This is a genomic window from Pseudomonas sp. F3-2, assembly GCF_038804275.1.
GTDB lineage: Bacteria > Pseudomonadota > Gammaproteobacteria > Pseudomonadales > Pseudomonadaceae > Aquipseudomonas.
Map to the genome: position 1 here is coordinate 5,516,632 of NZ_CP152388.1, position 25,129 is coordinate 5,541,760.

Genomic DNA, 25,129 nt, shown 5'->3' on the forward strand with positions numbered 1-25,129 from the left:
CTATCTGCCATACATAGTTATGGGGCCTCGCGACGCTCCCCAGATACGCGCGCAGACAGCGATCCGCCGAACTGCACCGGCCGCAGCCCGGTGACCCGTCGACTCCACCCGCTCCAAGTGCCTGGCCTTGCGCAATTACGCTTTGACAGCCAACCAATTCAACAGGTTAAATCCCTTGGCACGCGGACTGCATGGTCAGTTCACGGATGCATTTATCACTTTCGTCTGGAGTACCGCACTTGGATGCTACGACCATCAACAGCCTGTTCCTGATCGGCGCGTTGCTGGTGGGTGCGAGTATTCTGGTCAGCTCGCTGTCATCGCGACTCGGCATTCCGATTCTGGTGATCATCCTGGCGGTCGGCATGACCGCCGGTGTCGACGGCGGCGGCATCATCTTCGATAACTACCCCACGGCTTATCTGGTCGGCAACCTGGCGCTGGCGGTCATCCTCCTCGATGGCGGCTTGCGTACTCGGGTAGCCAGTTTCCGCGTGGCGCTCTGGCCGGCGTTGTCGCTGGCAACCGTCGGTGTGTTGATCACCACGGGGCTGACCGGCATGGTCGCGGCCTGGCTGTTCGACCTGAATATCATCCAGGGACTGCTCATTGGCGCCATCGTCGGCTCCACGGACGCAGCGGCGGTGTTCTCGCTGCTCGGCGGCAAAGGCCTGAACGAACGGGTCACCGCCAGCCTGGAAATCGAATCCGGCAGCAACGATCCAATGGCGGTGTTCCTGACCGTAACGCTGATCGACATGATCGCGAGCGGCCAGACCGGCTTGCACTGGAGCCTGTTGGGCCATTTGATTCAAGAGTTCGGCATCGGCGCAATTATCGGGTTGGGCGGCGGCTGGCTGATGCTGCAGTTGGTCAACCGGATCAATCTCGCCAACGGCTTGTACCCGATTCTGGTCATCGCAGGCGGTCTGGCGGTTTTCGCCCTGACCAACGCCATCCACGGCAGCGGCTTCCTGGCGGTTTATCTGTGCGGCCTGGTGCTGGGCAACAAGCCTATCCGCAGCCGCCACGGCATTCTGCACATGCTCGACGGCATGGCCTGGCTGGCTCAGATCGGCATGTTCCTCGTGCTCGGGTTGCTGGTCACGCCACACGATCTGCTGCCAATCGCGCTGCCCGCGCTGGGGCTGGCGCTGTGGATGATCCTGGTCGCCCGTCCACTGTCGGTGGTAGCCGGGCTGCTCCCGTTCAAGGTCTTCCACGGACGTGAGAAAGCCTTCATTGCCTGGGTGGGACTGCGCGGCGCGGTGCCGATCATTCTGGCGGTGTTCCCGTTAATGGCGGGCCTGCCCCATGCTCAGCTGTACTTCAATCTCGCGTTCTTCATCGTGCTGGTCTCGCTGCTGGTCCAAGGCACGAGCCTGCCGTGGGTTGCCAAACTGCTGAAAGTGACGGTTCCACCCGATCCGGCGCCGATTTCCCGTGCGGCGCTTGAGGTGCACGTCACCAGTGAGTGGGAGCTGTTCGTGTATCGGCTCGGCGCAGAAAAATGGTGCATCGGCGCGGCCCTGCGAGAGCTGAAAATGCCGGAAGGCACGCGGATCGCTGCGCTGTTCAGGGGGCAGCAACTGCTCCATCCGTCGGGTAGTACGGTGCTGGAAGTGGGTGACCTGCTGTGCGTGATCGGGCATGAACACGACCTTCCAGCCCTCGGAAAACTGTTCAGTCAGGCACCACAACGCGGTCTGGATCTGCGCTTCTTCGGTGACTTCGTTCTGGAGGGAGACGCTCAGCTCGGGGCTGTCGCGGCGCTGTACGGTCTGAAGCTCGACGGGCTGGATTCAAATATGCCGCTGAGCCAGTTCATCATTCAGAAAAATCGCGGCGCGCCGATTGTGGGCGACCAGGTCGAATGGAACGGAACTATTTGGACAGTTGCGGTTATGGAGGGGAACAAGATCCTCAAAGTGGGCGTCAGATTCCCCGAAGGAAGCCGCCCGGGTCCCGGGTTGTTCCTCTAAACTGCTCCTCATTCCTGATCGCTCGACCCGGTGTCTATGTTCACGCTGCGTACTTTTTTTGCCTCGGCCCTGCTTGGGCTATGCCTGTCGTCTGTTCCGGCGCTCGCCGCCGATACGCCTCCACCTTCCAGCGAAGCCGTCCAGCAGAGCCTGGACAAAATCGCCGACCGCAAGCTCTCGGCCGATGATCAGAAAGCGCTGCAGCAAGTTCTGGAACAGACCCTCACGTTCATCGCCGCGCAGAAAGACAATCAGCAGAAGCTCGATGATCTGAAGAAACAGCTGACCGATGCGCCCCGGCAGACCAGCGAAAACCAGCGCGAGCTGGCCAAGCTCAAAGCCAGCAAACCGATGCCGGTCGCTCAGCGCTATGCCAACCTCGATGTGCCGCAGCTCGAGCAGATCCTCAGCCAGCGCAGCACTCAGCAGTCCGATCTGCAAAAAGCGCTGAACGATGCCAACAGCCTGACCATCACCGCGCAGACCCGCCCCGAACGGGCTCAGGCCGAAATCAGCAGCGCGCAGACGCGTATTCAGACGATCAACAGCATCCTCAAGTCAGGCAAGGACGGTGGCAAGGCGATCAACGCCGATCAGCGCAACCAGTTCAACGCCGAACTTGCTTCTATCAACGCGCTGATCGCCCTGCGTCGTCAGGAACTGGCCGGTAACAGCCAGCTTCAGGACTTGGGCGGCAGCCAGCACGATCTGCTCACCGAAAAGGTCAGTCGTCAGGATCAGGAAATCCAGGACCTGCAGACGTTGATCAACGACAAACGCCGCGCACAGTCCCAGGAGACCGTGACGCAGCTGTCGATCGAGGCGCAGAAAGCTGGCGGCAGTAGCCTGCTGGCCACCGAGAGCGCCGCGAACCTCAAGCTGTCCGATTACCTGCTGCGCGGCACGGACCGGCTCAACGAGCTGACCCAGCAGAACCTCAAGACCAAGACTCAGCTCGATGCCCTCACCCAGACCGATCAAGCGCTGGATGAGCAGATCAACGTGCTCAGCGGCAGCTTGCTGCTCTCCAAGATTCTCTACAAACAGAAGCAATCGCTGCCCAAGCTGAAGCTCGACAGCGGCCTGGCGGACGAAATCGCCGATATCCGGCTGTATCAGTTCGAAGTCAATCAACAGCGCGAACAGATGAGTAGCCCGAGCGCCTATGTTGAAACGTTGCTCGCGACGCAGAAGCCGGAAGACGTCACCCCCGCCCTGCGCAAAACGTTGTTGGACCTGGCGACTACGCGCAGCGACCTGCTCGAGCGCCTGAATCGCGAGTTGAGTGCGCTGCTCAATGAATCCATCACCCTGCAGCTCAATCAGAAGCAGCTCGTCAGCACAGCGATCAGCCTGCGCGAGACGCTGGATGAGCAGATGTTCTGGATTCCCAGCAACAAACCGCTGGACCTCGAGTGGTTCGAGCGTGTTCAGCCGCGCCTGATGAAGCAGCTCACGACGCTGCCGTGGACCTCCAGCATCAGCGAATTGAAAGATGGGCTGACTCAGCGTCCGCTGATCTTCCTGCCGTTGTTGCTGGTGATCGGCGCGCTGATGTGGAAACGCAAAGCGCTTTACGACAAGCTCAACCGCCTGCATGGCGACATCGGCCATTTCAAGCGTGACCGGCAATGGCAGACACCGCTGGCCATCCTCATCAATATCCTGCTGGCCATGCCCCTGTCGCTCGCCCTCGCGCTCTGCGCCTTTGCGCTGCAAATCGACGCCCGCGGGCAGAACATTAACCTGGGCGCCGCCCTGCTGCAGGTCTCGCTCGCCTGGCTGGTGTTTTATACCGCCTATCGCATCCTCGCACCGGGCGGCGTCGCGCAGCTGCACTTCCGCTGGGACAAACCTCAGGTCGAGTTCCTCCGTGGCTGGATTCGACGCCTCGGTCTGGTGGTCCTTGCGCTGGTAACCGTCGTCGCCGTCGCCGAGCACGAACCTTCGGCGTTGGCCGACGATGTCATCGGTATCGCGGTGGTGCTCACCTGTTACGCGATGATGACCTGGCTGCTCGGGCGCTTGCTGCTGACCAGTCCGGCGCACCAGAACGCATCGCTGTTCCGCCGCGCTGTCGGCCTTGCGTTCACGGCGCTGCCGGTCGCGCTGTTTCTGGCGGTGTGTTTCGGCTACTACTACACCGCGCTCAAGCTCAGTGATCGCCTGATCGACACGCTTTATCTGCTGATGCTCTGGCTCGTCATCGAGGCGGCATTCGTCCGTGGGCTCAGCGTTGCCGCCCGTCGCCTCGCGTATCAGCGCGCGCTGAGCAAACGTCAGGCGGCCAAGGAAGCGGGCGAAGGTGAAACGCTGATCGAAGAACCGACGCTGGACATCGAGCAGGTCAACCAGCAATCGCTGCGACTGATCCGACTCGCGTTGATTGGGGGATTCATCGGCGCGCTGTATTTCGTCTGGGCCGACCTGATCACCGTCTTCTCGTATCTGGACAACATCACGCTCTACGAATACACCAGCGGCACCGGTCCCACCATGAGCATGGTGCCCATCAGCCTCGGCGACCTGATCGGCGCGCTGGTGATCATCGGGATCACCTTCGTACTGGCCGGCAACCTGCCCGGCCTGCTTGAAGTGCTGGTGCTGTCGAAGCTGAACCTCAAGCAGGGCAGCTCATACGCCACCACGACGCTGCTGTCCTACACGATTGCCGGCGTGGGTTTCGTCTCGACGCTCTCTGCGCTGGGCGTCAGTTGGGACAAACTGCAATGGCTGGTGGCGGCGCTGTCGGTCGGCCTGGGTTTCGGCATGCAGGAGATCTTCGCCAACTTCATCTCCGGCATCATGATCCTGTTCGAGCGTCCGGTCCGAATCGGCGACACCATCACCATCGGCAACCTGTCCGGCACCGTCAGCAAGATCCGCATTCGCGCCACGACCATCACCGACTTTGACCGCAAGGACATCATTGTCCCGAACAAGACGTTCATCACCGGTCAGCTCATCAACTGGTCGCTGACCGACACCATCACTCGCGTCACGCTGAAGCTGGGTGTGGATTACGGCTCGGACCTTGACCTGGTGCGCAGCCTGTTGCTCAAAGCCGCGAACGAGAACCCTCGCGTGCTGAAAGAGCCGGCGCCTATCGTGTACTTCCTGAATTTCGGCGAAAGCACGCTGGACCACGAACTGCGCATGCACGTGCGCGACCTGGGCGACCGAAACCCGGTGCTCGACGAGATCAACCGGTTCATTAACAAGGAATTCAAGAAGCAGCACATCAACATCTCGTTCCGGCAAATGGAGGTTTACCTCAAGAACATGCAGGGACAGGAGTACAAGATGGTGCCGATCGAGCAGGAGCACAAAACCCTCTCAGCGCCCGCCCCGGTGCCTGCCGCTCCCAAGGACGTGCCCGAGCCGCCGGACGTCAGGCTCGACTGACATCGGTAATGCCAGCAGAATGGCTGAACATTCTGCTGGAGGCATCCCTTGAAAGCCCTCGACGAGCTGACCTTCGACAACCGCTTTGCCCGCCTGGGTGACGCGTTTTCCACGTCTGTGCTGCCCGAGCCGATCGCCGAACCCCGACTGGTGGTGGCCAGCGATGCGGCGCTGGCATTGCTGGATCTGGATCCTTCGCAAGCCAAAGAGCCGGTGTTTGCCGAACTCTTCAGCGGTCACAAGCTCTGGGCCGAAGCCGACCCTCGCGCAATGGTCTATTCCGGTCATCAGTTCGGCTCCTATAACCCGCGCCTTGGCGACGGTCGAGGCCTGCTGCTCGGCGAGGTGTACAACGATGCCGGCGAGCATTGGGATCTGCACCTGAAGGGCGCCGGTCAGACGCCTTACTCACGCATGGGCGATGGTCGCGCGGTGTTGCGCTCTTCCATTCGTGAGTTCCTGGCCTCCGAGGCGCTGCACGCGCTGGGCATTCCCAGTAGTCGCGCCGCCTGCGTAATAGGCTCGAGCACGCCGGTCTGGCGCGAGACCCAAGAGCGCGCCGCGATGGTGCTGCGCCTCGCGCAGAGTCATGTACGCTTCGGCAGCCTGGAGTATTTCTTCTACACCAAGCAGAACGAACAACTCAAAGAACTGACCGATCACGTGCTGGCGTTGCACTACCCCGAGTGCCGTGAGCAGCCTGAACCGTATCTGGCGATGTTTCGGACGATTGTCGAGCGTCAGGCCGAGTTGATCGCCAAATGGCAGGCCTACGGCTTCTGTCATGGCGTGATGAATACCGACAACATGTCGATTCTGGGCATCACCTTCGACTTCGGCCCGTTCGCCTTCCTCGACGACTTCGACCAGCACTTCATCTGCAACCATTCCGATCACGAAGGTCGCTATTCCTTCAGCAATCAGGTGCCGATCGGACAGTGGAACCTCAGCGCGCTGGCTCAGGCGCTCACGCCGTTCATCAGCGTCGAAGCCTTGCGTGAAGCGCTGGGCCTGTTCCTGCCGCTGTACCAGGCACATTACCTTGACCTGATGCGCCGTCGCCTGGGGCTGACGACCGCCGAAGAAGACGACGCGGACCTGATCGCACGCCTGCTGCAACTGATGCAGAACAGTGGCGTCGACTACAGCCTGTTCTTCCGCCGCCTGGGAGACGAATCCGCTGAGCTCGCCGTGAGCCAACTGCGCGATGACTTCGTCGACATGCTGGGTTTCGATGCCTGGGCCGACGCCTACAAAGCGCGCAGTGCGCGGGAGCCGGCCTCCAGTGAGGAAGAACGCCGCACGCGCATGCACGCCGTCAATCCGCTGTACATCCTGCGTAACTACCTGGCCCAGCGTGCCATCGAAGCCGCCGAACAAGGCGACTACAGCGAAGTCCGCCGCCTGCATCAGGTGCTGTGCAAACCGTTCGAAGAGCAGGCCGGAATGGACAGCTATGCACAGCGTCCACCGGATTGGGGCAAGCATCTGGAGATCAGTTGTTCGTCGTGAGTGCCGCTGATCCGGTCTTGTCGGCGGGTGCAGGCTGCCCGGCAGCGGGAGTGGTCTGGCTACCTGCTACCGCTGGCTGAACAGCCGGCTTGGCCGCCGCTTTCACGACCTCTTTACTGAGGAATTTTTCAGTCCAGCTCGTGGCGACCGGCGAGGTTCTCGGGCTGAATTTCTTCGTGTGAACCGGGTTTGCAGCATCGGCTTTCTTGTCCCTGTAAGCGTCAACGATGCCCGCGAGAATGTCGTACAGCGTCAATTTGCGATCCGCGGCTTGTCGCATCGAGGTTCCCGGCAGGGCTGGCAATGTCTTGTCGTCCTTGATGCGCGCCTCAAGGATTGCCTCGGCATCTTTGGGGTAATCGACTGCTTTCTCGATCGCGGGCAGTGCCTTGAAGTAGCTCAATGCCTCTTTGTAAAACCTCGACGCTTTGCCGGTGCGCGTCTGCTCGATGACGCCTTCGGGAATCGCAACCTTACGCCAGGCCTCGTCCAGCTTTTGCACGCCATGCCACGCCGCGCGTCGCTCGTTGAGGGTGAAGGTGGCGCTGTCGTCAAAGGCAATCAGGTTCAGTTGTTCTCGCGAGAGATTTTCAAACGGGCTCTTGGCGTTCTTGTCACCGGCCAGTGTCCGGGTCACGAACGCACTGGCCTCGCGTGCACGGTCCAGCAGTTCGGGGTCATTCGTCTTGGGCACTTCCATGGCGCGCGTCCCGCTGTTGACGGTGCGGCTTTCGATCAGGAACTCACTGATGCGATTGCGCCCGTATTGCCCCAGTTCGGCGTGGGTCATTCCAGCATCCCGTTTGGCTGCTCGCGCGGCGCAGTCGTTGAGCTGACTGGCCAGCGTGGAAAAGCTCGCCTTGTCTGCAGCTGCCGGCTCTGTCTTATCCACAGCAGGCTGATCACTTTTCTGCCCAGCTGACAGCGCTGGCGTTTTACTCGAGATGATGGCGGAAACGGCGGCCTGAATCTGGCTGATCATCGACGACTCCCTGACAATGAATGGACAGGGGCGATGGTTTCAAGCGACTGCAACGCCCCTGAGCGGGAAGCTATGCGGGGGCGATGCCTGCGGCTAGCTGGCCAATCAGGGCGTTCTATTGGATAAAAAGTCAGGCGGCAGGGCCGCGGATCACGACAAACAGGCGTAATCAGCGGACGATTCGAGGAATGGGCACGGCCTTCACGTGTGAGTGAATCTGTGATCTGGTGATCGGATGGGTGGACTCGCGCCCAGTGAAACTAGCCCCGCGAAGATACCGCCAATGCTGTGGGAAATAACTTCATCACCCTTTCAACAACCATGTCAGCCCCATCGCCACGTGCTCCTCGGTGCTGTCGACCAGCGGCAAAGGGCTTTGCACGCCATCCAGCAGCAGGCCGATCTCGGTGCAGCCAAGAATCGCGGCCTGAGCGCCCTGCTCGCGAAGCTGTTCGAGTACGCCCAGATAGAAGGCGCGAGCAGGCGGGTGAAACTGGCCCAGGCAGAGCTCGGCGAAGATGATGCGGTCGATTTCTGCCATGGCATCCGGGTCCGGCAATACCACTTCAATACCGAAGCGCTCGGACAGGCGACGTTTGTAGAAGTCTTCCTGCATCGTGAAGCGCGTGCCGAGCAGCGCGGCGCACGTCACGTTTTTACCCTGCAGGGCCTGGCCAACGGCATCGCCGATGTGCAGCAACGGGATGTCGACCGCACCTTCGATTGCGGTCGCGACTTTGTGCATGGTGTTCGTCGCCAGCAAGATCGCGCCCGCTCCGGCGCGTTCGAGCCCTCTGGACGCTTCGGCCAATTGCTCGCCCGCCAGCTCCCACTGACCTGACTTCTGCAGCGCGGCGATGCCGGCAAAATCCACGGAGTGCAGGAGCAATGGTGCCGAATGAAGCCCGCCCAGCTCATTGCGCACGCCTTCATTGAGCCATTTGTAATAGGTGGCGGTGGATTCCCAGCTCATTCCGCCCAATACACCCAAGGTTTTCATGCAGGCCTCCCGTCAAAGTCACAGCAGCAGGCTAGGCCCGAACCTGCCGCCAGGCCAGTGACAGAAACGCTTGAAGCTTGCGGTACAGTCTGGCGTCACCCAGCTTGATAAAGCCGCCTGCCGGCTCCACTTATCGGTCACTAGCCCATCTCCAGGTGTCTGTCATGTCCGACTCATTGTTGATTCCGTGCCCGCATTGCAATGGCCTGAACCGCATTCCCGCCGACCGGCTGAGCGATCAGCCCAAGTGCGGCCGCTGCAAACAGGCCGTTCTGCTGAGCAAACCCTTCAACCTGACTCAAGGCGATTATGCGAGCCAGATCAAAGGCGATCTGCCGTTGCTGGTGGATGTCTGGGCGGACTGGTGCGGGCCGTGCAAGTCCTTCGCCCCGACGTTCGAACAAGCAGCATTGCAGTTGAGTGGCCGCGTCCGCCTGGCCAAACTGGACAGTGAGGCAAACCCGCAGCTGTCGGCGCAACTGGGCATTCGATCAATTCCCAGCCTGATCCTGTTCAAGAACGGCCGCGAAGTCGCTCGACAAAGCGGCGCCATGCCGCTCCAGCAATTGACCGCCTGGCTAAGCAGCCAAGGGATTTGAAAGCCGTTTCTACAAGGTCCGCAGCGTCCGACAGCGCGTGGCGTAGGCTTCTTCTGAAACGACCCCGAGCCCGAAAAAACATCGAAAACCGCGTCTAGGGTTACCGCTCACACCGGCACCCTGGAGCGACAAGCGATGACATTCGTGATCAGAGAAGGCGATTCGACTACGACAGGCGGCACCGTACTCAAGGCATCAGGAACATTGACGTGCGAAGGTCGACAGCTCGCGCGCATGGGCGACCCGGTGTGGTGCCCGGCATGCGAACAGGTCGGGTTCATCTGCGAAGGCAACCCGACGTTCATTGATGCACTGATTGCGGTGGCGACCACTGGTCAGCGCGTACAGTGCAGCTGCGATGAGGGAACAAACCGTTTGATCGCCAGCCAAAACGCGCTTCAGGCCGATATGGACGCTACCATCTCGCTGCCCAAGGACATGGCGGCGAACGCTCGAAAACGCGCGAAACGTCTGATGTTATCCAGACAAGAGCCTTTGGCACCCTGAGTGACCGGCTAACGGTCACCGTTGGCGCGGGTGGTCTCAATGCGCAGTGTTGCTCTCCAGCAAATGGTGTAATTCAACGAATTGCTGGCTCAGCTTATGCCGGGGATCCAGATGGATCAGCGGCATATTGGCCTGATGAGATTCGCGCATTTTGACCGAGCTGTTGAGATAGACCGGCAGGACCGGCAGCCCCTCGGCGATCAGTTCGTCGAGAATCTGCTGCGGCAGGCTGGCACGTGACTGGAACTGGTTGACGATAATGCCCTCCACCTCCAGGCCTTCGTTGTGGTCTTCCTTGAGCTCTTCCACCTCTTTCAGGAGGCCATACAGGGCCTGGCGGGAAAAGCTGTCGCAATCGAAGGGAATCAGCACGCGATCGGCGGCAATGAGCGCGGAAACGGCGTAGAAATTTAACGCTGGAGGCGTGTCCAGATAGATGCGGTCGTAGTCTTCGTCGAGCTCGTCGAGCAGCTTTCGCAGTTTGTTGATCTTGTGCTTGGCCTCAAGTTTGGGCTGCAGATCAGCCAACTCTGCAGTGGCCGTCACCACGTGCAGGTTCTCGAAGGGCGTCTCGTAGATGTCCACCTGGTTCTTTTTGGAAAAGGGTCCCGAAGATAGCGTGTGCTTGAAGAAGTCGGCGATACCCATCGGGATTTCCTCGCCGGTGAGCCCCGTGAGGTATTGCGTTGAGTTTGCCTGAGCATCCAGGTCGATCAGCAGCGTACGGTAACCCTCATGGGCACTGACTGCCGCCAGATTGCAGGCGATGCTGGATTTTCCGACGCCGCCTTTCTGATTGAACACCACACGCCGCATGTAGGAACTCCCTGTCGTTGTCTTGCCATGAAGGGTCGCCCGGCGACCGCATGAATGGTCCCGAGTCTAGGCAATCCGGGCAACAAGGGCGAGTGTCCAGGAGAAATCGGATAACCGGACGACAACCGCAGCGGGCAAACGGCGGAAGGCTCCGTCACGGTATCGCCTTGCGTGACCATGATTTGCCTGTATGCGGTAACGACCCGATAATGACGGCCGCTGCGCCCGCCTGCCATGTGCCGAACGCGCAAACGCTGGCGGCGCCCTTCAAAATCGTAGGTAAGTCGATGATCCGAAACCTGTTATTGGCCAGCATGCTGTTGCTGCTGGGCGCGTGCGCTGACCGAGAAACGCTGCCGGCGCAGGTGCCTCATTTGAAGCTGCCAATTGTCCTGCATGCCCAACATCAGCCGGATGACGGACAACAAGCCCCACTGCTGGAAATCAAGAAACGAGACCACGGCGTGCGCTTCACCCTGACCGGTGCATCCGGAACGCTGCTCGCCAAACAGGACCTCACGAACGACGGTTGGCAAGACAAAGCCAAATCGGATGCCGACTACGATGCACGGGATTTATTCGGCGCAGTGCTGTTCGCGCTGACCTCCGTGCAAGAAGTACGGTTCGTCTACCCGGGCGTTGCACTGCAACCCTATGAAAGAAGCCTTGAGGGACGTTGGCAGGTCAGCTACGCATCGGAGGGCTTTTTCCGTGTGACGCTGTCTGATGGCACGAGCTATCTGCTGAGCCCTGCAAGAGGCAAGGCAAGCCGCTGACTCCGCGCCGCGCAAGCCAGCGACATGTCGAGACCTCACCCGGCCTTGCGCGTCACCAGCTCGATGAAGGCCTTGGCCATCGGCGATTTCTGATCCCGGCGTTGCACCAGCCAGACCGCCGACGTGGCATCCGGGTCGAGCAACGTCCTGTACACCACACCGTCGATGCGCATGCGCTGATACGAGGCCGGCAGGACGGTGACTCCCAGTCCTGCCGCCACCAGCCCGATGATGGTCATGGCTTCGCCTGCTTCCTGAGTGAACAAAGGACTGAAGCCTGCCTCTCGAGCAAGACTCAGCAACTGCGCATACAGCCCGCTGCCATAGGTACGTGGAAAAAACACGAACGGCTCGCTCGCCAGCTCCCTGAGGTGGATACCGTCAGCGCTGCCCTCGGCCAGCGGATGATCGGACCGCAGAATCGCCACCAGCGGCTCGCGCAACAATTCGACGGCAACCAGTGAGTCCGGCAACGGCAATGGCCGCATGATGCCCACCTGCATCGACTCTTCTTCCAGTCGCTCCGCGACTTCCTTGCTGCTCATTTCCTGCAACGCCAAGTGCACGGCGGGGTAACGCTGGCGAAAGGCGAAGATGGCCTTGGGGATGCTCGAGGTGAAAGGCGCCGACGCGGTGAAGCCGATTTTGAGCTCGCCCAGCTCGCCGAGTTGCGCTCTTCGCGCGACGTCAGAGGCCTTTTCGACCTGCGCCAGCACCAGGCGCGCCTCATCGAGGAACAGTCGGCCGGCTTCGCTGAGCGCCACGCGTCGATTGGTGCGTTCGAACAGACGCGCCCCCAGTTCCTGCTCAAGTGCCTGAATCTGCTGGCTGAGGGGCGGCTGAGAGATCCCGAGGGATTCAGCGGCGCGCCCGAAGTGCAGCTCTTCAGCCACCGCGATGAAGTAGCGCAGATGGCGTAATTCCATGGCGATCTCATTAGGTCGTAGAAGCTATCAAACAGGTCGAACAATATATTGGAAAGGATCGTTAGCGGGCTATATGCTTTTTCCTATCGCCGCACTGCTCCCCTTCTGAGGTCACCTGTGAATACTGCTGCATCTGCCGCCGCGCCCGCTTCCGAGGTCATCGAAGCCGCCATCCCGCTCGGCGACGCCTACATTGAAAAAGACACCCCCGCATTCATTCGCACCGTACTGGCACTGTTTTCCGGCGGATTCGCGACGTTTGCCCTGCTCTACTGCGTCCAGCCCATGATGCCAGTGTTGTCTCGCGACTTTTCAATCAATGCTGCGCAGAGCAGCATGATCCTCTCCGTGTCCACCGCGATGCTCGCCATCGGCCTGCTGATCACCGGACCGATCTCTGACCGGCTGGGGCGCAAGTCAGTGATGGTCTTCTCGTTGTTTTCGGCCGCGATCTTCACCATCGCCAGCGCGATCATGCCAACCTGGGAAGGCGTGCTGTTCATGCGCGCGCTGGTCGGATTATCGTTGAGCGGGCTGGCTGCCGTGGCAATGACCTACCTGAGCGAAGAGATCCATCCGCAACACATCGGCCTGGCGATGGGCCTGTACATCGGAGGCAACGCGATTGGCGGCATGAGCGGTCGCGTGATCACCGGCGTATTGAGCGACTTCGTCAGCTGGCATGCATCGCTGTCGATCATGGGCGTCATCGCGCTGGCAGCCGCCTGTGTGTTCTGGAAGATTCTGCCGCCGTCGCGCAATTTCCGCGCTCGCCCACTCAACGGCCGCAATCTGCTGGACGGCTTCCTCTTGCAGTTTCGCGATGCCGGCCTGCCGTGGCTGTTTCTGGAGGGTTTCCTGTTGATGGGCGCCTTCGTCACGCTGTTCAACTACATCGGCTACCGACTGCTCGCAGACCCGTACAACCTGAGTCAGGCGGTCGTTGGCCTGTTCTCTGTCGTGTACCTGTCCGGCATCTACAGCTCCGCGAAAATCGGTGCGCTCGCCGATCAACTGGGCCGCCGCAACGTGCTGTGGGCTGTGATTCTGTTGATGCTCGTGGGCGTGACACTCACCCTCTTCAGCCCATTGGCGATCGTCATTGTCGGCGTGTTGATGTTTACCTTCGGGTTCTTCGGCGCTCACTCCGTCGCCAGCAGCTGGATCGGCCGTCGCGCCGTCAAGGCCAAGGGCCAGGCATCATCGCTGTACCTGTTCAGCTACTACGTCGGCTCCAGCGTGGCCGGCACCGGCGGCGGCGTCTTCTGGCACTACGCGGGCTGGAATGGGATCGGCATCTTTATCGGCATCCTGCTGCTGGTTGCCTTGGGCGCCGCGCTGAAACTCGCGAAAGTGCCACCATTGGCAGTGAACGTGAAGGTTTGAGTCTGTCCTACAAACCCTGGATTCGTTTCACATCTTCCGCATCCACATGGCCTGGCAGTAAGGCGTGAATATTTGATTCACGCTTTACTCCTATGACGATCTCGACAACTGCTGACAGGATCTACACGCCGTGGGAATTCCAAGCAGCATGACCCCACCCAAATGAAAACGCCCGGCAAGTCCGGGCGTTTTATAGGTGAGGTTCAGCGCTTACTGGTGGTATTTCGCTGACAGCTCGTGCACGGCTTCGATGAAGGCACCTGCGTTGGCCGGGTCGACCTCAGGCGTGATGCCGTGGCCGAGGTTGAAGACGTGGCCCGTGCCGCTGCCGTAGCTGGCGAGGATGTTCGAGACTTCCTGGCGAATGGCCTCCGGACGCGCATACAGCACGGTCGGGTCCATGTTGCCTTGCAGTGCGACTTTGCCGCCCACGCGACGACGGGCTTCGCCGATGTCACAGGTCCAGTCCAGGCCCAACGCATCGGCGCCAGTGTCGGCGATGCTTTCCAGCCACAGGCCGCCGCCTTTGGTGAAGAGAATCACCGGCACCTTGCGCCCGTCGTGCTCACGGATCAGGCCGTTGACGATTTTGCGCATGTAGGCCAGGGAAAACTCCTGATACGCCGCCGCCGAGAGGCTGCCACCCCAGCTGTCGAAGATCTGCACGGCTTGCGCCCCTGCCAGGATCTGGCCGTTCAGGTAAGCGGTGACCGACTGCGCCAGCTTGTCCAGCAACAGGTGCATGGCCTGCGGATTGTCGTAGAGCATGGCCTTGGACTTGCGGAAGTCCTTGGACGAGCCGCCTTCGACCATGTAAGTCGCCAGTGTCCAAGGGCTTCCCGAGAAGCCGATCAACGGCACGCGGCCGTTGAGTTCGCGGCGAATGGTGCTGACCGCATCCATGACGTAGCCCAGGTCTTTCTGCGCATCCGGAATCGGCAGCGCTTCGATATCGGCCAGTGTGGTGACGGTTTTCTTGAAGCGCGGCCCTTCGCCCGTTTCGAAGTACAGGCCCAGGCCCATCGCATCGGGAATGGTGAGGATGTCCGAAAACAGGATCGCCGCGTCCAGCGGGTAACGCTCCAGCGGTTGCAGGGTCACCTCACAGGCGAACGCCGGATTCATGCACAGGCTCATGAAGTCCCCGGCCTTGGCGCGGCTGGCGCGGTATTCCGGAAGGTAGCGACCCGCCTGACGCATCATCCATACCGGCGTGACGTCTACGGGTTGCTTGAGCAGGGCGCGAAGGAAACGGTCGTTCTTCAGGGCAGTCATGGCGGCATCCGGAAAAAAAGTGCGGGCATTTTCTCAGACACCAACGCAAAAGGCACGGTCAGTACCGTGCCTTTTATTTATCGGGTCGATTTGTCGCATGGGGCCAGCCACAAGCGGCAAGCTTCAAGCCACAAGCAGGAGCAGTACGCGCACGGCTTGCAGCTTGTGGCTTGCAGCTCGAAGCTGCCGTGTTTACACGCCCAGGTAATCCAGAATCCCTTCAGCCGCATTACGGCCTTCGAAGATGGCAGTCACCACCAGATCGGAACCGCGGACCATGTCGCCACCGGCGAAGATCTTAGGGTTGCTGGTCTGGTGCTTGAACTTGCCTTGCTCCGGCGCTACCACGCGGCCCTGGCTGTCAGTCTCGATGCTGTGCTGCTCGAACCACGACGCCGGGCTTGGGCGGAAACCGAAGGCGATGACCACGGCATCAGCCGGGATGATCTCTTCGGAGCCTGGAATCGGCTCAGGGCTGCGGCGACCGCGCGCGTCGGGCTCACCCAGACGCGTCTCGACAACCTTCACGCCCTCGACCTTGTCTTCACCGACAATGGCGATGGGCTGGCGGTTGTAGAGGAATTTCACGCCTTCTTCCTTGGCGTTCTTCACTTCCTTGCGCGAGCCCGGCATGTTGTCTTCGTCACGACGGTACGCACAGGTAACCGACTTGGCGCCCTGACGGATCGACGTGCGGTTGCAGTCCATCGCGGTGTCGCCACCGCCGAGTACCACGACCTTCTTGCCCTTCATGTCGACAAACGCTTCCGGCGACTTTTCAAAGCCCAGGTTGCGATTGACGTTGGCGATCAGGAAATCCAGCGCGTCGTGCACGCCCGGAAGGTCTTCACCCGGGAAGCCGCCCTTCATGTAGGTGTAAGTGCCCATGCCCATGAAAACGGCATCGTACTCTTCCAGCAACTGGTCAACGGTGACGTCTTTGCCGACTTCGGTATTGAGGCGGAACTCGATCCCCATGCCGGTGAACACTTCACGACGGTTGCTCAGCACGCTCTTCTCGAGCTTGAACTCCGGGATACCGAAGGTCAGCAGGCCGCCGATCTCGGGGTTCTTGTCGAACACGACCGGGGTCACGCCGCCGCGCACCAGTACATCGGCGCAGCCCAGACCCGCAGGGCCGGCACCGATGATCGCAACGCGCTTGCCAGTCGGTACGACACGGGACATGTCCGGACGCCAGCCCATGGCGAACGCGGTATCGGTGATGTACTTCTCCACCGAACCAATGGTGACCGCGCCAAAACCGTCGTTCAGCGTGCACGCGCCCTCACACAGACGGTCCTGCGGGCACACGCGACCGCAGACTTCCGGCAGGGTGTTGGTCTGGTGCGACAGCTCGGCAGCCGCAAGGATGTTGCCTTCGGAGACCAGCTTGAGCCAGTTGGGAATGAAGTTGTGCACCGGGCACTTCCATTCACAGTACGGGTTACCGCAACCCAGGCAGCGGTGGGCCTGATCGGCCGATTGCTGGGGTTTGAAGGGTTCGTAGATTTCCACGAACTCTTTCTTGCGTTGCCGCAACAGTTTCTTCTTCGGGTCTTTACGCCCGACATCGATGAACTGGAAGTCGTTACTCAGACGTTCAGCCATTCTCTAGAACCTCTACACAACAGCTGCAGGTCACACACCTGCAGCCGTAAGAACCATGTTCGCAGGCAAATCACGCACTGCCGTTAACTTGCGGCTTGAAGCTTGTAGCTTGCTGCTGCTTCACTGCGGATTTGCACGGGTGCTGGACAACAGCGACTTCAGGTTGGCGGCCTTGGGCTTGACCAGCCAGAAGCGGCGCAGGTAGTCATCCAGGTTTTCCCAGAGATTACGGCCCCACTCGCTGTCGGTTTCCGTCACGTATTCGGCCAGAACGCGCTCCAGGTGGCTGCGATAGGCTTCCATCGCTTCGCCGCTAATGCGCTGAATTTCAACCAGTTCGTGATTGACCCGGTCAACGAAGGTGTTGTCCTGATCCAGCACGTAAGCGAAACCACCGGTCATGCCCGAACCAAAGTTGTAGCCGGTCTTGCCCAGCACGCAGACGAAACCGCCGGTCATGTATTCGCAGCAGTGGTCGCCAGTGCCTTCCACAACGGTGTGGGCGCCAGAGTTACGGACCGCGAAACGCTCGCCTGCGGTGCCAGCGGCAAACAGCTTGCCGCCCGTGGCGCCGTACAGACAGGTGTTGCCGATGATGGCGCTGTCCTGGGTTTTGAACGGGCTGCCCTTGGGCGGCACGATGACCAGCTTGCCGCCGGTCATGCCTTTGCCCACGTAGTCGTTGGCGTCGCCTTCCAGGTACATGTTCAGGCCACCGGCGTTCCATACGCCAAAGCTCTGACCCGCCGTGCCCTTGAAGCGGAAGGTGACCGGAGCGTCTTTCATGCCCTGGTTACCGTGCAGCTTGGCGATTTCACCGGAAATCCGCGCGCCGATGGAACGGTCGCAGTTGCAGATATCCAGTTCGTACTCGCCGCCGGATTTACCCTCGATAGCCGATTTGGCCAGCTCCACCATCTTCTCGGCCAGCAGGCCTTTGTCGAACGGCGGGTTGCGGTCTACCAGGCTGAACTGCGGCTTGTCAGCCGGCACATGGTCGCTGCCCAGCAGAGGCGTCAGGTCCAGGTGCTGCTGCTTGGCGGTTTCGCCCGGCAGGATGTCGAGCAGGTCGGTACGGCCGATCAGCTCTTCCAGCGAGCGAACACCCAGTTTCGCCAGCCACTCACGCGTCTCCTCCGCCACGTACGTGAAGAAGTTGATCACCATGTCGACGGTGCCGATGTAGTGATCCTTGCGCAGCTTGTCGTTTTGAGTCGCCACGCCGGTGGCGCAGTTGTTCAGGTGGCAGATGCGCAGGTATTTGCAGCCCAGTGCGATCATCGGCGCGGTGCCGAAGCCGAAGCTTTCGGCGCCGAGGATCGCGGCCTTGATCACATCCAGACCGGTTTTCAGACCACCGTCGGTCTGCACCCGGACCTTGCCGCGCAGGTCGTTGCCGCGCAGGGTCTGGTGGGTTTCGGCCAGACCGATTTCCCATGGCGCGCCAGCGTACTTGATCGACGACAGAGGCGAGGCGCCCGTGCCGCCGTCGTAGCCGGAAATGGTGATCAGGTCAGCGTAGGCCTTCGCCACACCCGCGGCGATGGTGCCCACGCCCGCTTCCGCTACCAGCTTCACCGAAACCAGCGCCGCCGGGTTGACCTGTTTGAGGTCGAAAATCAGCTGCGACAAGTCTTCGATCGAGTAGATGTCATGGTGGGGCGGAGGCGAAATCAGCGTCACGCCCGGCACTGCGTAACGCAGCTTGGCAATCAGGCCGTTGACCTTGCCGCCTGGCAATTGACCGCCCTCACCCGGCTTGGCGCCCTGCGCGACCTTGATCTGCAGGACGTCAGCGTTGACCAGGTATTCAGGGGTCACGCCGAAACGACCGGTCGCGATCTGCTTGATCTTGGAGCTGCGGATAGTGCCGTAACGCGACGGATCTTCGCCGCCCTCGCCCGAGTTGGAACGCGCGCCCAGACGGTTCATCGCCTCCGCCAGCGCTTCGTGCGCTTCGGGCGACAACGCACCCAGCGAAATGCCGGCCGAGTCGAAGCGCTTGAGGATCGCTTCCAGCGGCTCGACTTCGTCGATGCTCATCGGCGTGTCGAGCTCCTTGACCTTGAACAGGTCGCGGATCATCGACACCGGACGATTGTCCACCAGCGCCGTGTATTCCTTGAATTTGCTGTAGTCGCCCTGTTGCACGGCCGCTTGCAGCGTCGCCACGACGTCTGGGTTGTAAGCGTGGTACTCGCCGCCGTACACGAACTTCAGCAGACCGCCTTGCTGGATCGGCTTGCGTGGGCTCCAGGCTTCGCCGGCCAGCGCTTTCTGCTCGTCTTCGATGTCGATGAAACGCGCGCCCTTGATGCGGCTCGGCACGCCACGGAAGCTGAGTTCGCAGACTTCCTCGGACAGGCCGATGGCTTCGAACAGTTGGGCGCCACGGTACGAGGCGATGGTCGAGATGCCCATCTTCGACAGGATCTTGAGCAGGCCCTTGGTGATGCCTTTGCGGTAGTTCTTGAAGACTTCGTACAGATCGCCCAGCACTTCACCGGTGCGGATCAGGTCGCCGAGCACTTCGTAAGCCAGGAACGGGTAGACCGCCGAAGCGCCGAAGCCGATCAGTACAGCGAAGTGATGCGGATCGCGAGCGGTCGCGGTTTCGACCAGGATGTTGCTGTCGCAGCGCAGGCCTTTTTCGGTCAGGCGGTGGTGAACCGCGCCAGTGGCCAGCGACGCATGGATCGGCAACTTGCCCGGCGCAATATGACGGTCGCTCAGCACGATCTGGGTACGACCGGCGCGAACGGCCTCTTCGGCCTGATCGGCAACATTACGCACAGCGGCCTCAAGGCCCATGCTCTCGTCGTAGTTCAGGTCGATGATCGCGCGATCGAAGCCTGGACGATCCAGGTTCATCAGCGAGCGCCATTTGGCCGGCGAAATGACCGGCGAGCTGAGGATCACGCGGGAAGCGTGCTCTGGCGACTCCTGGAAGATGTTGCGCTCGGCACCGAGGCAGACTTCCAGCGACATCACGATCGCTTCGCGCAGCGGGTCGATCGGCGGGTTGGTGACCTGCGCGAACTGCTGACGGAAATAGTCGTACGGCGTGCGCACGCGGCGCGACAGCACGGCCATTGGCGTGTCGTCGCCCATCGAACCTACCGCTTCCTGACCTTGCTCGCCCAGCGGACGCAGCACCTGATCGCGCTCCTCGAACGTGACCTGGAACATCTTCATGTACTGCTTGAGCTGATCAGGGTTGTAGAACGCCGAGCCGTGGTCGTGATCTTCCAGGGTCGCCTGGATGCGCAGCGCGTTCTTGCGCAGCCACTGCTTGTACGGGTGGCGCGACTTCAGGCGGCTGTCGATGGCGTCAGTGTCGAGGATCTGGCCGGTTTCGGTGTCCACGGCGAAGATCTGCCCCGGCCCTACGCGGCCCTTGGCGATGACGTCTTGCGGGGTGTAGTTCCACACGCCGATCTCGGAAGCCAGGGTGATGTAGCCATTCTTGGTGGTGACCCAGCGCGCCGGACGCAGACCGTTACGGTCGAGCAGGCAGACCGCGTGGCGACCTTCGGTCATCACGATACCGGCCGGGCCATCCCACGGTTCCATGTGCATGGAGTTGAATTCATAGAACGCACGCAGATCCGGGTCCATGGTTTCAACGTTCTGCCATGCAGGCGGCACGAGCATGCGCACGCCGCGGAACAGGTCGATGCCGCCGGTCACCATCAATTCCAGCATGTTGTCCATGCTCGAAGAGTCGGAACCCACGCGGTTCACCAGCGGGCCCAACTCGTCCAGGTCCATCAGGTCGTTGCTGAACTTGGTACGACGGGCCTGCGCCCAGTTGCGGTTGCCGGTAATGGTGTTGATCTCGCCGTTGTGGGCGAGGAACCGGAATGGCTGAGCAAGCGGCCACTTGGGCAGGGTGTTGGTCGAGAAGCGCTGGTGGAACACGCAAATCGCGGTCTGCAGGCGCTCGTCGTTGAGGTCTGGATAGAATGCCGTGAGGTCACGCGGCATCATCAGGCCTTTATAGATGATGGTTTTGTGCGAAAAGCTGCAGATGTAGTGATCGGTGTCGGCGGCGTTGGATACCGACGAACGGCGACGGGCGCAGAAAAGCTTGATCGCGAATTCCTGATCGCTCAGGCCTTCACCACCGATGAACACTTGCTCGATCTTGGGCAGACGCTCCAGCGCCAGACGGCCCAGCACGCTGGTGTCGATCGGCACTTCGCGCCAGCCGATCAAGGTCAGGCCTTCGGCGAGGATTTCGCGGTTCATGTTTTCGCGGGCGGCCTGAGCCTTGGCGTCGTCCTGATTGAGGAAGACCATGCCCACGCAATATTGGCGCGGCAGCTCGACGCTGAAGTGCTCTTTGGCCACAGCGCGCAGGAACATGTCGGGTTTTTGAATCAACAGCCCGCAACCGTCACCGGTCTTGCCGTCGGCGTTGATCCCACCACGGTGGGTCATGCAGGTCAGGGCTTCGATAGCCGTCTGCAACAGGTGATGACTGGGCTCGCCTTGCATATGGGCGATCAGGCCGAAACCACAGTTATCCTTGAATTCTTCTGGATGGTACAGACCTGCTTTCATAGACACATTCTCACCAGGCTGCCTCTTAACGAGGCAAATTTCTTTTCAATTCAACCATTTACCGTCCACGCTGAACGTACGCCAGCTTTGCGGGAGCAAAAGGGAGGTCATTGTACACACCGACACAAAACCTCACAAATTTGGCGACGAAACGTCGCAAATTTATGTCGCATTCATGAAAGGTTTAAAAACGATTCTCGTGCTAGTCAGAGCTTTGTTGCGAGTCTGACCAATGAGAGCCCGAAGTTCAATACGCGCCTGAGACGCAGACGCCGCAAGGCGCGCTGCTCATTGGCAGCACGCTCATGCGTGATATTCGGGATTGCCATGCGAGCGACCTGGGTAAGGTCCGGGCATGTAAAGCGGGTGAGCGTTTACATGCCTGTCTGCTGCGTCATCAGCGAGCTGCGGCCAGTTCCTGTTGGATACTGCCGACAGTGCGAGGCCAAGGTTTACCAGCCTGAACCTTCGCTGGCAAGACCTTGATAGCGGCGAGGGCCGCGTTGCGGTCCGCAAAACTGCCGTAAGTCACCACATACAGCGGCTTGCCCTGCAGGGTTTTCTTGAAATAACGATACTCGGCGCCCTGCTCTTTGACATAGCTCTGCGCCGTGGCTTCAGAGCTGGTGCCCAGGATCTGCACAACATAATGCGTCGGGGCCTGACCCGCGTACCAGGTGCCACCCGCAGACGCAGAGGCTGCCGCAGCTGGCTTGGCGCCCGGGGTCGGCGCCGGCTTGGCGGTCGCAACCTGAGTCGGCGCAGGTGCAGGCTTCGCCGCAGGCGCAGGTGCCGGAGCCGGTTTGGCGGCTGGCGCAGGGCGCGGCGTCGGCACCGGCGTCTGGGCCATCTGCGGCGCAGGACCCGCCGCAGCGCCCGCAGGCGGAGCGGTGGTGGTGACGGTCGGCGGCTGCAGCGACTGGTTAGCGGCTGGACCGCCATCTTCTCCATCGCCTTCACCCGAGCCGGCCGCTTCGGCCAGAGGACCGCGCATCACCGGCTGGGAGTTACCGACCAACGGTAGCGGCATCGGCTGCGAGTTACCGGCGAATTCAATCGCCGGACCGCCGTTGTTCGATTGCTGAGCAGGCGCCTGGCCTTGACCCAGCGGCAGTTGTGCCTGGGAGTTTGCAGGCGCTGTCGCCGGTGCATTGTTACGACCTGGAATCAACCACGCCGCCAATACTGCCGCGACAACAACCCCACCCAAAGCCAACACGTGTTTCTTAGGCATTTTGAACCCCATACTTGGACGCTTGACCGCAGAGCGGCTGGCGATCATGGCTTCGATCATCGAATCGCGCGCGACCTGGTTGATCGCGCCCGGCCATCCATTGGATTGTTCGTGAATATCGGCGATCTGTTCGGCGCTGAATACTTCGATGCCTTGACCGGCACCCTCCAGCCGCTGAGCCAGATACTCACGGGTTTCTTCTTCTGTGTACGGCGCAAGCTCGATAACGTGGAATCGCTCTTCCTCTGTACCGCTCTCGGCGCACAGCTGATCCAGACGATCGATGATCGAAGCCTCGCCGAACAGGAACACGTGCGGACGCCCCTCAGGCGTGCCTGCCGCCAATCCCATCAACGCTTCGAGTGCCGATTCGCCCAGTTGTTCGGCATCGTCCACCAGCACGTAGACTTCCTGCCCGGTCAGCGCCAGCTGTACCACTTGCGAAAGGATTGCCTGCATTTCCGGCTGGGCGACGTTCAGCGCCTGAGCGACCTGGCGCAGAACACCCGCGGCATCGCCAGCGCCACGCGCCGAGACCACCACGCTTTGCACCGACTGCTTGTTGGTACTTGCCACCAGCGCCTGACGCAGCAAGGTCTTGCCGCTTCCGTGAGGGCCTGTGACCAGCAACAGTAACTGGCTGTAACGGGCCAGATGATGCAGCTGACCCAGCACGGGCTTGCGCTGGGCCGGAAAAAACTTGAAGCCGGGGACCCGCGTAGCAAAGGGGTCATGACTCAATTGGTAATGACCGAGGAAGGCCTCATCGGCGTGCAAACTAGTCATGGATTTCTCATTAACCTCTAAGCTGATCCACCAAGGCGCGGTAGTCCGCAACCAGCGTGGCCTGTAGTACTTCTTTTGGATATTCGTCGGTCACCACTGCCTCACCCATGCGGCGCAACAGCACCAGGCGCAGACGACCGTCAATCACCTTCTTGTCCACCGCCATGTGCTCGAGGAAATGCTCAGGCGTCATGCCTTCAGGCGGCACCACTGGCAAACCGGCGCGCTGAAACAGACGGATACCGCGGTCTCGTTCCTGCTCAGTGATCCAGCCAAGACGCGAAGACATTTCAAGCGCCATGACCGTACCCGCTGCAACGGCCTCACCGTGCAGCCACACGCCGTAACCCATATGGGTTTCGATGGCGTGGCCGAAGGTGTGGCCCAGATTCAACGTGGCCCGGACACCGGATTCGCGTTCATCGGCGCCCACCACCGCGGCCTTTGCCGCACATGAGCGCTCGATGGCGGTCGTAAGCGTCGCCTGATCCAGCCCGCGAAGCTTGTCCACATTGTCTTCGAGCCATGTCAGGAATGGTTCGTCACAAATCAGGCCGTATTTGATGACCTCGGCCAGCCCCGCAGACAGCTCACGCTCAGGCAGGCTGTTCAGCGACGAGGTATCGATCAGCACAGCGTTGGGCTGATAGAAGGCACCCACCATGTTTTTGCCCAGCGGATGATTGATCCCGGTCTTGCCGCCGACCGAAGAATCCACTTGCGAGAGCAACGTGGTCGGGACCTGAATGAAGTCCACGCCGCGCTGATAACAGGCCGCGGCAAAACCTGCCATGTCGCCGATCACGCCGCCACCCAGCGCGATCACGGTGGTGCGCCGGTCATGGCGGGCTGTCAGCAGGGCGTCGAAAATGAGCTGCAGGGTTTCCCAGTTCTTGAAGGCTTCGCCGTCGGGAAGCACGATGGGCAGGACGTTGTAACCGGCCAGCGACTTGCTCAGGCGCTCCATGTACAGCGGCGCGACTGTCGCGTTGGAAACGATTGCTACCTGTTTGCCGGCAATGTATGGCTTGAGCAGTTCGGGCCGATCCAACAAGCCTTCGCCAATGTGAATCGGATAGCTGCGCTCGCCAAGCTCGACCTTAAGTGTCTGCATGTGTCCCCACACTGTTGAACGATTGGATGTCTGTGTACGCCTTCAGGACGCCGACACCGACTATGGCGCAAGGCCATAAGGCGACCCTGCTTTTTATGGTCGCCGAGGATAGCGCATTTCCGTCTGCGCTTTAACGGGGAGGAAGCTCTGCCAACAGAGCAAGGATGTCAAGAACCACCATACGCGGCGGCCGCTCATCGGTTTCGATGATGACATCGGCAATCTCGCGGTAAAGCGGATCGCGGATCGCCAGCAGCTCACGCAGCACGCGTGCGGGATCGGCGGTGCGCAGAAGCGGCCGGTTACGGTCCCGCGCAGTGCGGCCCACTTGCTGCTCGACCGAGGCGTGGAGATAGACCACCCGGCCGCCAGCGTGCAACGCACGACGGTTCTCTTCACGCATGACCGCGCCGCCACCGGTCGCCAGCACGACGCCATCGAACGCACACAGCTCGGCGATCATGGCCTGTTCACGGTCTCGAAAGCCCGCTTCACCTTCCTTGTCGAAGATCCACGGGATATTGGCGCCCGTTCGCAGCTCGATTTCCTTGTCGGAATCCTTGAACGGCAGTCGAAGCTCTTTGGCCAGCAGGCGACCGATGGTGCTTTTGCCAGCACCCATCGGTCCCACAAGTATTAAATTTCGCACAGA

17 protein-coding genes are annotated in these 25,129 nt (G+C 60.8%); 7 read left to right on the forward strand and 10 right to left on the reverse strand.

What is annotated here, in order from left to right:
* Positions 1–239: 239 nt before the first annotated feature.
* The 3 genes from AAGQ88_RS24620 to AAGQ88_RS24630 are packed head-to-tail and all read left to right on the forward strand — an operon-like array spanning position 240 to position 6,899.
* A complete protein-coding gene (locus tag AAGQ88_RS24620; protein WP_285422674.1) occupies positions 240–1,982 on the forward strand; it encodes a potassium/proton antiporter in 1,743 nt (580 codons plus the stop codon).
* 36 nt (positions 1,983–2,018) lie between these two features.
* Positions 2,019–5,387 carry a mechanosensitive channel MscK gene (gene mscK, locus AAGQ88_RS24625; RefSeq protein WP_342653857.1) on the forward strand — a complete coding sequence of 1,123 codons (3,369 nt, stop codon included), beginning with the start codon at positions 2,019–2,021 and terminating at the stop codon, positions 5,385–5,387.
* 48 nt (positions 5,388–5,435) lie between these two features.
* Entirely contained in the window at positions 5,436–6,899 is a 1,464-nt protein-coding gene (locus AAGQ88_RS24630) for a YdiU family protein (protein ID WP_342653858.1), read from the forward strand.
* Here the strand turns inward: AAGQ88_RS24630 and AAGQ88_RS24635 are convergent.
* Entirely contained in the window at positions 6,883–7,881 is a 999-nt protein-coding gene (locus tag AAGQ88_RS24635; RefSeq protein ID WP_342653859.1) for a hypothetical protein, read from the reverse strand. The two genes, AAGQ88_RS24630 and AAGQ88_RS24635, sit on opposite strands and share 17 nt — an antisense overlap.
* A gap of 304 nt (positions 7,882–8,185) precedes the next feature.
* Positions 8,186–8,881, reverse strand: coding sequence for an amino acid racemase (locus AAGQ88_RS24640; protein WP_342653860.1), 696 nt, complete (start codon positions 8,879–8,881; stop codon positions 8,186–8,188).
* 164 nt (positions 8,882–9,045) lie between these two features.
* Here AAGQ88_RS24640 and trxC point away from each other — a divergent pair, with 164 nt between their 5' ends.
* Positions 9,046–9,480 (forward strand): thioredoxin TrxC, encoded by a 435-nt coding sequence (gene trxC / locus AAGQ88_RS24645; RefSeq protein ID WP_342653861.1) that lies wholly within the window; start codon positions 9,046–9,048, stop codon positions 9,478–9,480.
* Between the two features lie 135 nt (positions 9,481–9,615).
* Entirely contained in the window at positions 9,616–9,987 is a 372-nt protein-coding gene (locus tag AAGQ88_RS24650; RefSeq protein ID WP_342653862.1) for a PAAR domain-containing protein, read from the forward strand.
* A 36-nt stretch (positions 9,988–10,023) separates the two neighbouring features.
* Here AAGQ88_RS24650 and AAGQ88_RS24655 read toward each other — a convergent pair whose 3' ends face one another.
* Entirely contained in the window at positions 10,024–10,803 is a 780-nt protein-coding gene (locus tag AAGQ88_RS24655) for a ParA family protein (RefSeq protein WP_342653863.1), read from the reverse strand.
* Between the two features lie 209 nt (positions 10,804–11,012).
* On the opposite strand from AAGQ88_RS24655, the gene AAGQ88_RS24660 reads away from it, so the two are divergent.
* Positions 11,013–11,579 (forward strand): hypothetical protein, encoded by a 567-nt coding sequence (locus AAGQ88_RS24660; protein WP_342653864.1) that lies wholly within the window; start codon positions 11,013–11,015, stop codon positions 11,577–11,579.
* 35 nt (positions 11,580–11,614) lie between these two features.
* Here AAGQ88_RS24660 and AAGQ88_RS24665 read toward each other — a convergent pair whose 3' ends face one another.
* A complete protein-coding gene (locus AAGQ88_RS24665; protein ID WP_342653865.1) occupies positions 11,615–12,505 on the reverse strand; it encodes a LysR substrate-binding domain-containing protein in 891 nt (296 codons plus the stop codon).
* Positions 12,506–12,664: 159 nt separating this feature from the next.
* On the opposite strand from AAGQ88_RS24665, the gene AAGQ88_RS24670 reads away from it, so the two are divergent.
* Positions 12,665–13,891, forward strand: coding sequence for an MFS transporter (locus AAGQ88_RS24670; RefSeq protein WP_342655879.1), 1,227 nt, complete (start codon positions 12,665–12,667; stop codon positions 13,889–13,891).
* A 210-nt stretch (positions 13,892–14,101) separates the two neighbouring features.
* On the opposite strand, the gene hemE is transcribed toward AAGQ88_RS24670, so the two are convergent.
* From hemE to aroK, 6 genes are all read right to left on the reverse strand, one after another.
* The gene (hemE, locus tag AAGQ88_RS24675; protein ID WP_342653866.1) at positions 14,102–15,166 is read right to left on the reverse strand and encodes a uroporphyrinogen decarboxylase; all 1,065 of its coding nucleotides are present in this window, start codon (positions 15,164–15,166) and stop codon (positions 14,102–14,104) included.
* A gap of 192 nt (positions 15,167–15,358) precedes the next feature.
* On the reverse strand, positions 15,359–16,777 hold the full coding sequence (locus AAGQ88_RS24680) for an FAD-dependent oxidoreductase (RefSeq protein WP_342653867.1): 1,419 nt from the start codon (positions 16,775–16,777) through the stop codon (positions 15,359–15,361).
* Positions 16,778–16,897: 120 nt separating this feature from the next.
* Positions 16,898–21,343, reverse strand: coding sequence for a glutamate synthase large subunit (gene gltB / locus AAGQ88_RS24685; protein ID WP_285422687.1), 4,446 nt, complete (start codon positions 21,341–21,343; stop codon positions 16,898–16,900).
* A gap of 397 nt (positions 21,344–21,740) precedes the next feature.
* Complete coding sequence (locus AAGQ88_RS24690) at positions 21,741–23,363, reverse strand: AAA family ATPase (protein ID WP_093465339.1); 1,623 nt, start codon at positions 23,361–23,363, stop codon at positions 21,741–21,743.
* Positions 23,364–23,373: 10 nt separating this feature from the next.
* Positions 23,374–24,477 carry a 3-dehydroquinate synthase gene (aroB, locus tag AAGQ88_RS24695; RefSeq protein WP_342653868.1) on the reverse strand — a complete coding sequence of 368 codons (1,104 nt, stop codon included), beginning with the start codon at positions 24,475–24,477 and terminating at the stop codon, positions 23,374–23,376.
* Positions 24,478–24,607: 130 nt separating this feature from the next.
* Positions 24,608–25,126: a shikimate kinase AroK gene (gene aroK / locus AAGQ88_RS24700; protein ID WP_093465345.1), complete on the reverse strand. Its 519-nt coding sequence runs from the start codon at positions 25,124–25,126 to the stop codon at positions 24,608–24,610.
* Positions 25,127–25,129: the final 3 nt, after the last annotated feature.